Genomic DNA, 7,597 nt, shown 5'->3' on the forward strand with positions numbered 1-7,597 from the left:
ATGACTAACTTATGGTTTCTATACCCAAATCAGATTTTTAAAATTCATTCAACGAAAATTTTACCGTTACCTTTTTTCGCAAAAGATTCCCTGGATTCGGTTTTATTCCGCATTTTACCTGAACTAATCCAATTCAATGCAAGTAAAGCGTATTCTGTCCAAATGCTTTACTCTAATTTTACACATGAATAGCTGAGATTTCAAGTCGTATCCGCATCTTCCGCAATCTATCCAGATAAGCATACGGTGCCGCATATTGCAGGCTTCCAATGACATCAGCAATCTGTCTTTTTGCTTCCTCTGGCAGCTGGTCCACATTTTTCTCCCAAAAGGTGACAAAGTCTTCCCAGCCATCGGCGACGATTCCCACAAGCCGGTATGCTTCTTCCCAGGTAAGTTCATGCTCACACAGCTTTTTTCCGATTCTGTCAAGTTCATGCTCTACATACCACGCTCGGAAATCCTCCGGAAGCTCCTGCACGATATAGCTTAGAGTGATCTGCCATCTTTCCTCATATACGATTGCATTCTGCTTGACATTCTTTTCGATAACGTGTTGTACCGCAGTCTGCGTTTCCTCATTCATGGGTTCTCTTGTCAGAAGCAGCAGATAAATGAGAGCTTCCAGCGTTATTTTCTCTTCCCCCAGGATTTCACGCAGACTCTGTTGCCTGGTATCTGACAGGATGACCCGACGTTCTTTGTCGCATAATTTTTCCGTACACTTCCCCAGAATCGCAACTTCTCGTACCACTTCATAGAAATTGTTTGCGAACATTGCATTGGCCGTAATCAAGCTCGATTTTACTGTCAGATTGCCTTCCCTGTAGTATGTCGCATTTTCCATCCACTCCGGATATTTTTCCAACAGCAGGTCTATCGTTTGGGATGCTGCCTGTTGTGTAACTTTATATCTACTGAGCAGCTGCAGGGTTCCGTTGATGCAGATACGATACAAGTTCACCGTTTCCGGGGAGACAGGATCTCCCTGTTTCGTCCTGTTGTGCAATCCTTCCGTCTTGATATCTCCCAACATATGCTGCAATCCTCTGAGCCAGTGTTCTCTATATGCCGGATATTGTACAGCCAACTTCATCATAGTGCTCATCATCTGATCCGCCCAGAGGTATGACCACATCATGAGATTTTCCGGTGAATTATCTCGATAGTGTTCTGTATTTCGGAACAGCTGCCATATATATCGCAGCAGCAATACATAGAGCATTCCATATTCTCTGCTCTCTTCTCCTGCATAAGAGAACAAATCTGTAATCACCGCCATGATATCCTCTGTCGTGCTGCCGGTCGCCAATTTTCTCTCCAGTCTGTGCAGCAGGTGGACGGGATTGTGGTTATCCTCCATGCCGTCCTCTGCCATCTCTCCTCCCTGTATTTCAAGGGGAAGCGCCTGGGCAATCTGTGTCGTCTGATTCTTTCCGGTCTCACAGTCATAATATTGCCTGAAATACTCCGGAGATTTCGGCAGCACCATTTTCTGCATGTCTTCTCTGAACAGCCAGTCTTCTTCCAACACTTTCTCTTTGCGAAGCTTTTCGAATTCATCCGACAGATCGTCTTTCTCCCTGCCAGGCTCTCTGGCAAGCAGAAAATGCATTTCCTTTTCCGACTCTCCCTCCTTCCAATATATATTCATTCTGGGATACCCCGGCAACAGGTAATTCCATGATATTGTATAGGATATCCCTTTATATTCTTCGGTCACAGGATCATTTTCGCCTTTTTCCAGTATCTGTTTTTCCCAATGGTTTACTCTGTCCTGTGGAACTGCAGTCTTTTCAGACAAGTGAATTGCATACACGTTGTAAACCTCATCATACAATTGCCGGATCTCTTCATTTTGCAAAAGTGCTTCCCTGTACTGCTCCGGCATATGTTTTATTCCCATTGCGAACATATTTCTGCCCACCCTGTTTTCATCAGGATTTTTTACAGAACATAATTGTCTGATAAGTGCATCCATGAATTGCCTGAGGTGTTTTATGGTTCTCTCATTCATCTCCGGATTTTCCTGAAAATATGGTTTCATCCAAGAATCGAGCCACACGTAATACGCTGCTGTATCGTTTTCATTCCATGTAATATATGTCCCTTTTATCAACAGATCTGCCAGCTGTATTGCCAGACTATCCTTTTTCCCCTCTTCACTGATGTAATCACCGTATTCAAATGCAAACTGGGAAAAGTGTTCCAATATCCAGTTCGAAACAGCATGTTTTTTCTCGAAAGGCATCCCGGATTGCCACACTTTCTGAATCAGATCCATAGATTCTCTGTGCAGGCATAGGATATACGCTTCCCTCTCCGGGATATTTACATGTTCTATCCGCTCCTTTTGTAGGAAGCTGTTCATCTCTAATGCGCTCAGCACATATTCTCTCAATGCTGTGAGTGTATCGGTTTCAAGAAGCCTTCCGGCAGTCTCATCCATGCCGGCGCTGTTTAAAGTATAGAAGACATATTCTGTATCGGGTACTATGTACTGTATTTTCCGGGCAATTGCTTTTTCATAAGTATCGCAATATTTTTCTCTGGTGATCTTATGCGCCCGGTAGAGATATTGTAGGAGATCAAAGGTATTATAAATATTATTTTCGCCCACAGATGCATAGCCGGTCATCGTCCTGTCATCTACACAGAAGGGGATTTTTTGTTTTTCTGCCTGTTTCAATCCGGAAGCAAGTATGTTTGTATAAACCATATCATCGTTTTCTTCTGTCATCGGGAAAAAGACCACTTTGCCATTTCCCTTATACTGCAACAGGATAGCGCGTAGCTCCTCTAATTGTTCGCATATTTTTTTCTTGTCCAGGATCTCTTGATACTTGTCTTGTATCGCGTGATAGCTGTCTGCATCCGACAGCAGCCGGAATCTTCTGGCAATCGGAGCCAGCAGATTATATTCATCCCATTTCTCGAGAATGTCCATGTCTACATATAATGCCTGAACCTGTTGTTCCAATTCCCGGATGATGTTGTCTCTGACTTCTGCAATCTCTGCCCCGTATTGTTTATAAGTATCCTCTGAGATTCCGTCGGTTCTATATAGCAGTGCTATTACTTCGGTATCTCTGATCTGCGCCTTCTGCGCATCCCCGGATACCCATTTTGCTCCATAATGTTGTGCAGTTTCCTCTCTCATCGCCTGCAATCGCTGCATTGCATCCGGTCTTGCTATCTCTTCCGGTATCTCCAGCGGGACAAATTCTACTTTTAAGTCACGGCATTTCTCAATCGTCCGGTAATTGGCCTTCGCCAATTCTTCCTGTCTGACAGGAACCTTGCGTATTTCCTCCGCCAACACTCCGAACAGCACTCCCGACACATATACCGTCCGCATGCTCTCTAACAGATTGCCCAATATACCCAATTGTTGCAGCAATAAGCAGGAAGAGTAGTCCAATACGATTCCTCCCTGCTTCAGATCTGTCATTTGTTCTTCTCTGTAGTTGTGCCCTCCAAATTCTAACGGCACCATGTTGCCGGCATTCCACTGTCCCAGGAAATATTCTGCATAAGTGCTCTTGGAGGCATCCACAAACAGGTGACTAAACATTTTTCCTTCGTACAGTGCCTGCGTATGCTGCTCTGTTTTCTGTCTGTTCTGCGCAATGATTTCCAGCATTTCCTCTATGCTCTTAGTCTCTAACAGATGTTGTCCTTTATGGGATATTACTTCCTGCAAATATTTCCCTGTGTAATCACTTCTTCCAGTCCGGTTGGCGATCTCCAGCGCCCATAGCAGGATTCCCGGCTGACGCCCGGAGGCCTCGACAGCCTTTTGGGCATAATCCCAAGCATTTTCTTTATCAGCATCCAGATAGAGCACACTTATTTTTTGGTATATGGTTACATTCGAGAGACCTTGTTGTTCTGCTGCCAGCAAAATGTGCAATGCCTTACTTTCCTGTCCGTTCAATGCATACAGTTCCGATAATTTCAGTGTGATATGCTCTGAGGGTCTCTCAAGCCATACTTTTTCTCCGGCAGCAATCGCTTTATCATATTCCCCCATTCTCCGGTAAATATGCATTTTATCCCAGCTTATTTCCGCTTCCGTCCCCCATATTTTTTTAGTTTCCAACGCATCGGCCACTTCTAGCGCTTTTTCATCTTCCTGAAGCTCCACAAGTCCCTGGATCTGATACAGCATTCCGTAATCGTCCAGATGTTTATTAACCAACAGTTCAGCATATTCCAGCATTTTTACCCATTTTTTCTGTCCTCTATAATAGGTGATCAGGTTCAGCAGATCCAGCCGGCTTGTCGTCTGTGCATAGTTTGCCTGCAAAAGGGTTTCCAGTTCTTGTTCTCTGTCTCTATCCTGCTGCAGGAACATACATTTTAATCGGTTTTTACTGATTTCCTCCACTTCTGTATCTGCGTCCAGTTCTTCTTCCCATTTCTGCAGATTTTCTTTCTTATCTTCGGTTCTGGCAATATACTCATACCAGTAATCACAATGCTTTTCTTTTAGGAACAGCGCTCTGTATTCATGTAAGAGGCTCTTTGCTTTCTTCAAGTCATGCTGATAAATACTTAATTCAATGGCAGCTATCACATACCCGATTTTATTAGATTCTTTTTTTGCTGCCTTTTCCAACTTTTCTACGGTTACTTCCGAAGGGATCGGCATTTTTCTCTGTATCCGGTAAATTATTGCGGTCACATTCAGTGGGTATCTGCTTTGTATGATCTGAAGCGGTTCCATGACGTCGTTTTCGAAGCTTCCGTCGACTGACAGAGCATTCACCCATGTATTCAGTATCACTTTCGTCAATTCTTCGTTGTTCACTTGTTCTGCCGCTTGGAATGCCTGACGGTATTCTTCCTGTGCACTGGTGAGCAGTTCTTTTTCCTCCAGGTGCAATATGCCGGTCATAAGCATCGACGGATACAGCTCATTCTCACGGCACATATCCTCCGGCAATGCCTTCCAGTAGAAAATAACCCCCTTGATCAAGTGATAAAACGGATTCGCTGGCTCTTTTGCAAGTGCCTTATCAATATATTCCCCTGCATCCTCGCATTGTTGCTGCAGGAGCATCATGATGCTGATCAGATAGCAGCTTCCTGCGTTCATTGGAATCACATCATCCATTTCCAGATATTTTTCCGATGCTTTTTCAATTTTTCCGGTATTAATACATATCTGTAGATAGACATTGAATTTATCTACTGTATTCACCGGTTCGAGAAGATCTTCCGCACAGGCATTTTCACCGGTCATGGACTGTTTGATTGCCCTGAAGACACAGCCGTCTAATTCCGGATTTAATTCCATGGCCTTATCAAACTTTTTCTGTGCCTTGGCTATGCTATTTTTGTCTTCCAGATACCAGATTGCCATTCTGTAATAGAATTCGGCTTTGATCTCGTTTCTTATACAGGGATCGCTGTCCAGCTCCGTAATCTGTCTGCTCAACCGATCCCATGCCTCGTTTACATTCCCCGTTCGATGCAGTTCTATCGTTTTTTCCAGCTTTTCTTTATAGGTTCCTTCTAATCTGGTCTGTAGATCCTGTATTCCGGCGATGGTCACAGGAGTACGTACCTGGCAGTGGTCTCCAAACATCAGTTCCTTCTGCTGCTGATACTCTCCCTGCTCCTTTTTTACCACAGGAATGGCGTTTGCCCGGAAAAATTCGATGCTTGATCTGACACTGATTCCCTTGATGGCAATTGCTTTTCCGTCTTCTGTATTTTGCTGTGCTACGATTCCTATGATATTTCCGTCTGCAATGATCGGGCTTCCGGACAATCCTGAGAAATCAGCCTCTTTATTGGTCTCCGTATCAAACAGCAGATCGGTAACTCTGTTCTCATTTTGCGTCACGGTACCCGTGAATCTGAGCTTGCTCCATCGGCCATCCGCGAAAAAATTAGCATCAAATCCATAGATTCCGGATATATCCCCCGGAAATAGCTGTAATGCTTCAAACGCAACTTCTTCCGCTTCCACTTCTGTCTCCAGCTCCAACAGAACAAACTGCTCCTCTTCTCCCATTCCGGTTAGCTGCGGTACTGCCCATACTGCTTTGTAACCCATATTCGGGAATATCAGTTTTACGCGCTCCGCCTCCACACAATGTTTTATGGTAAGCGCCCTCTTGGAATCTATGAGAACAGCGTTTCCCTTTTCTTCCCCATCTACTTTAGCTACTATTTTTTCTATTTTTGTTATTGCAATTCTGTCTTTCTCATTCATAGGAATCCCCTTCTGTTTCTCCTATTGTCTTCAGAGCTTCTATTTCATAGTTTTTCACAATTTTTGCCCGGGTGGGAGCTTCCCGCAGGATGCTTCCAATCACGCAAGGCGATGGGTGGTCATATTTTTCTCCATTCGTGGACAGGAGATAATAGGTGACTTGTGTTTCCTGTATAAATTTTCTGCTGATATTGGCATAGGAACCATGATGCGGCAGTTTTACTACCTCGATCTGCCCCGGTAACTTCTCCTGAAATACCTGTACCGGGCAGTCTCCCGGGAATAGCATAGTGATTGCCTCGTATTGCAGAAGAAATGCTATTGACGATCTATTCGTGATACTAGTGTCGATTTTATGATTCCATCCGGCAGCGTAATTTTGGATATCCCACCTGTTTTTTCCAGCCCAATAGCTGATATTCCCTGTGTTTCGTTCCGGTTCCGCAGTTCCGTCATGTAAGAACATCCCCTCAAATGCCGCATTATATAATTCGTCCTCATAGATTTTAAAATTTCGGACATTTCGTTTCATATCTCTGATCCAATACTGGGTCAGCTTATGAAGTTCCTCTCCCCCCGGTCCCAATAGTCTGCAAGCAATCCTGTCATGTAGTAAGATACTTTCTCTGTTTTCCACACACACCGCTTTTCCCTCAAAGGAGCTATTCCAGCGGTATCCATTGACAGACAGTAATTTTGCTACCGTATTTCCCTGTGTCACGCTGATATCCTTGCTTCCGTTTTTGCAATCCCTCATTCCCTGCAAAGCCTTTCCTTGTAGCATCAGTCGCACATAATCCGGCAGGCTCCCTGTGCACTCCGGTTCTCCGTAGATATGAAAAAAGGAGTTATACCACACCTCATCCACTTTTATAATGTTGGGCTTTGCTGCACTTCCGTTTTCTTTTAAGAAGGCCTGTATTCCGCCAATATGATCTGCATCAATATGAGTGATGATCAATAATTGGATTCTCTTTCCTTCCTTGCTCAGGCGCAATAGTTTATCTCTGAGATAATTATCATAGGTATCCACATAGCCGCCATCTATCAATATCCGGTAGTCCTCTTGAAGGAACTCAATGAGGATACAATCCCCTGCCCTTGCCGGCAGCATAGTGATCCTAATTTTGTCACCGATCTGCATGTCCTACTCCTCTCGCGGTATTATAACATGATTATACAACAAAAGACATCGATCTTGCCACCGATGTCCTTTGTTGTATTTTTCTAGTCATTTTCTTCTCTGCATTTTTTTCATTACTTTTCCGCTATAAAAGAGCTGAATCCGATAATTGCCAGCTCATGTAGCACATGAGCTCAGACTGTAGACAAAACGCTTTTGGTCAGCACTCCAGAAGCGTTTTTCTTGTT

General features: G+C 44.0%; 2 protein-coding genes. Both read right to left on the bottom strand.

Translation table 11 applies throughout. The annotated features are described in order from the left end of the window. Positions 1 to 178: 178 nt before the first annotated feature. On the bottom strand, positions 179 to 6,226 hold the full coding sequence (locus ACTRDR_RS14510) for a tetratricopeptide repeat protein (protein WP_440528326.1): 6,048 nt from the start codon (positions 6,224 to 6,226) through the stop codon (positions 179 to 181). Continuing rightward, positions 6,219 to 7,370 (bottom strand): MBL fold metallo-hydrolase, encoded by a 1,152-nt coding sequence (locus ACTRDR_RS14515; RefSeq protein WP_440528328.1) that lies wholly within the window; start codon positions 7,368 to 7,370, stop codon positions 6,219 to 6,221. Before ACTRDR_RS14515 ends, ACTRDR_RS14510 begins: the two co-directional genes overlap by 8 nt. Positions 7,371 to 7,597 lie beyond the last annotated feature (227 nt).

The sequence above is a fragment of the Simiaoa sp. genome (assembly GCF_051972595.1).
GTDB lineage: Bacteria > Bacillota > Clostridia > Lachnospirales > Lachnospiraceae > Acetatifactor > Acetatifactor hominis.